The organism is Devosia sp. (assembly GCF_041917035.1).
GTDB lineage: Bacteria > Pseudomonadota > Alphaproteobacteria > Rhizobiales > Devosiaceae > Devosia_A.
In genome coordinates this window covers 1-2,453 of the sequence record NZ_JAYRYM010000385.1, presented here as the reverse complement: position 1 = coordinate 2,453, position 2,453 = coordinate 1, and the positions used below count along the sequence as shown (strand labels likewise).

The following is a 2,453-nucleotide window of genomic DNA, read 5'->3' as shown; positions in this document are numbered from 1 at the left end:
ATCGCCAAGGCGCTGATCGAGTTCGAGACGCTGACCGGCGACGAAATCCGCGGCCTGATGGACGGCAAGACGCCCTACCGGCCGATCGACAATGACCTGCCGCCCAAGTCGACGGGCGTCCCGACCGCGGGCAAGACGGGCAAGAAGCGGCCCGACGCCGAGCCGGGTGCCGCGCCCGAGCCGCAGCCCGGCAACTGACCGATCCCCAGGGCCGCCTTCCGGGCGGCCCTGTTGCTTTCGGGCCTACCGCCTGGTGACCCTCGGGCGAGACTGCGCGACACAGCGGAACGGACGCCGCAAAGCCGCCGCGATTGCGCGGTTAACCAAACAGCACCAACTGTTTCGTAAGGTCGGGTCGGTGGCGCCGCAGGGGCGGCGCCGATGCCGCTCACTGGGGGCACTTCATGGCGCGCAGGTATTTCGGCACGGACGGCATTCGCGGGCTGGCCAATGGCGAGAAGCTGACGCCGGAATTGGCCATGCGCGTCGGAATGGCGGCGGGCCTCAAGTTCGTCAACGGTGACCACCGGAACCGCGTGGTGATCGGCAAGGACACCCGGCGCTCCGGCTACATGATCGAGAGCGCGCTGACCGCTGGCTTCACGGCGGTGGGCATGGATGTCTACCTGCTCGGTCCGATGCCGACCCCGGCGGTGGCGATGCTGACGCGGTCGCTGCGCGCCGACCTGGGGGTGATGATCTCGGCTTCGCACAATCCGTTCGAGGACAACGGCATCAAGCTGTTCCGCAACGATGGCTACAAGCTGTCCGACGCCCTCGAGGACGATATCGAGAAACTGATGGATTCGAGCCTGCTCGGCTCGCTGTCGACGGGCCGCGATATCGGCCGGGCGCATCGCGACGAGGCGGCACAGACCCGCTACATCGAGTATGCCAAGCGGACGCTGCCCAAGAACATCGATCTTTCCGGCATGCGCGTGGTGCTCGATTGCGCCAATGGCGCGGCCTACAAGGTGGCCCCGACGGCGCTGTGGGAGCTGGGCGCCGAGGTATTCACCATCGGCGACAAGCCGGATGGCTTCAACATCAACGACAAGGTGGGTTCGACCGCTCCCGAGGCTCTGATCACCAAGGTCAGGGAATTGCGCGCCGATATCGGCGTCGCGCTCGACGGCGATGCCGACCGGGTGATCATCGTCGACGAGAAGGGCGAGATCGTCGACGGCGACCAGTTTATGGCGGTCATCGCCGAATCCTGGCACAGCCGCGGCGACCTCCGGGGCGGCGGGCTGGTCGCCACGGTGATGAGCAACCTGGGGCTCGAGCGCTACCTGGGCGGCATCGGGCTCAGCCTCGAGCGGACGCAGGTGGGCGACCGCTATGTGCTCGAACAGATGCGGGCGCGCGGCTTCAATGTCGGCGGCGAGCAGAGCGGGCACATCATCCTCACCGACTTCACCACCACCGGGGACGGCCTGATTGCAGCGCTGCAGCTGCTGGCGGTCGCCAAGCTCGCCGGCCGGCCGGTGTCGTCGGTGTGCAAGCGGTTCGAAAAGGTGCCGCAACTGCTGCAATCGGTGCGCTACAAGGACGGCAAGCCGCTCGAGCACAAGCTGGTGCAGCAGGTGATCAAGGAAAGCGAGGCCCGCCTCAACGGCAATGGCCGGCTGGTGATCCGCGCCTCGGGCACCGAGCCGGTGATTCGCGTGATGGCCGAGAGCGACGACGAGGGCCTCGTGGCTGCTGTGGTCAGCGAGATCTCGGCGACCATCAGGAAGGTCGCCTGAGCCGATCCGCCGGCCGCACGGGGTCCGCCGGCGGCGCCATTGCTCCAGCACCGCGTAACCCGCCAAGTCGCGCGCCCGTAACTGCTTTCGCCACAGATGTGACGGCCGGCTCAACACTGCAGCCACTGCGGTCAGCAGTAAACTCTTGTCAACGCACGGCCTTCATTGGCCGTTAGGGTTAAGGGTTAGGGTTAAGTCGTCCTTAAGAATACGCGTTCATAGTGGAGCCACTCGACTGGTGTCGTGGTGGCAACAAGGACCTTGTGAAATGCGTATACTTCTTGCATCGGTGGCCGCGGTAGGAACCGTCGCCCTGCTGGCCGGCCCCGCCTTCGCGGCAGACATGCCGGAATACCCCCCGATCGACGTCCCCGAAGTCGACTACGATATCGGCGGCTCGTTCTACCTGCGCGGTAGTGCCGCGCTGAACTGGCATTGGGCGCCCGAAGTGGTGCACCCCTGGGATGCCGCGGACATCGACCCGATTGTCGAGTACGGCTATGGCTACAGCTGGGGCGCCGGCTTCGGCTATGAGACCGGCACCGGGCTGCGGGTCGACGGCACGATCGACTCCGTCGAGACGACCGGGCTGATGATCACCAAGGACTCGGGCGATCCGGACGAGGACGGCGACTATACGCTGATGCTGCGTTCGACGGTGGCGCTCGCCAACGTCTACTACGATTTCGGTCTTGGCGGCGACGG

At 66.2% G+C, this 2,453-nt stretch carries 1 protein-coding gene and 2 pseudogenes; all 3 read left to right on the top strand.

Annotated features, from left to right (window positions below; genetic code table 11):
• Window positions 1-198: pseudogene (locus tag ACE3TU_RS21390) on the top strand (cell division protein FtsH); the annotation flags it as partial.
• Between the two features lie 206 nt (window positions 199-404).
• Complete coding sequence (gene glmM / locus ACE3TU_RS21385; RefSeq protein ID WP_374627876.1) at window positions 405-1,748, top strand: phosphoglucosamine mutase; 1,344 nt, start codon at window positions 405-407, stop codon at window positions 1,746-1,748.
• 268 nt (window positions 1,749-2,016) lie between these two features.
• Window positions 2,017-2,453: pseudogene (locus tag ACE3TU_RS21380) on the top strand (hypothetical protein); the annotation flags it as partial.